This window comes from Caulobacter sp. SRI_014 (assembly GCF_057586315.1).
Genome location: NZ_JBYCZQ010000023.1, coordinates 1 through 620, shown reverse-complemented (window position 1 = coordinate 620; position 620 = coordinate 1). Strand labels below are relative to the sequence as shown.

The following is a 620-nucleotide window of genomic DNA, read 5'->3' as shown; positions in this document are numbered from 1 at the left end:
GGGGCACGTATCGTTGATGCTTCAGGTGTCGGCGCGTCGGGATGTGGGCCTCCCCGCCCAGGCGGGCCACGTAGTCCACGAGCGGCTGGCTGTCGTAGCCCTTGTCAGCGACGAAGATGCGGACAGCCGGGAGGCCCTCCACCATCTCCTGGGCGACCTTGAAGTCCGATACGTGGCCGCCAGTGACCATGATCTTCACCGGCAATCCGTCCTGATCGACGATGGCGTGGAGCTTGCTGCTCAATCCGCCACGAGAACGGCCAAGGGCGTGATCCGGACCCCCTTTTTTCCACCAGCGGCATGCTGGTGGGCCCTGATGATCGAGCTGTCGATGAACTGCATCGACTGGGGAGACTGGTTGGCCAAGGCCTCGAACATCGCCAGCCACACGCCCTTGCGGGACCAGCGATTGAAGCGGTTGTAGACCGTCGTGTAGCGGCCATACCGCCCAGGCAGGTCCCGCCACGGCGTCCCAGTTCTCAGCACATAGAAGATGCCGTTCACAACCTTACGGTCATCGACCCTGGCCGCACCAAGCCCCGCCGGGGGTAGGAACGGCTCGACAATCTTCCACTCAAAATCGCTCAGATCATAACGCGCCATCTCAAGGCTCCTTCCAG

Annotated in this window: 1 protein-coding gene and 1 pseudogene; both read right to left on the bottom strand. The window is 62.7% G+C overall.

The features are described from left to right. Positions 1-388, bottom strand: a 388-nt coding sequence (locus tag AC2YG9_RS22445) for a transposase (RefSeq protein WP_487300224.1), incomplete at its 3' end; no start/stop codon positions are given. Continuing rightward, a pseudogene (locus AC2YG9_RS22440) lies at positions 340-603 on the bottom strand (transposase); the annotation flags it as partial. The pseudogene AC2YG9_RS22440 and the gene AC2YG9_RS22445, both read right to left, overlap by 49 nt. Positions 604-620 lie beyond the last annotated feature (17 nt).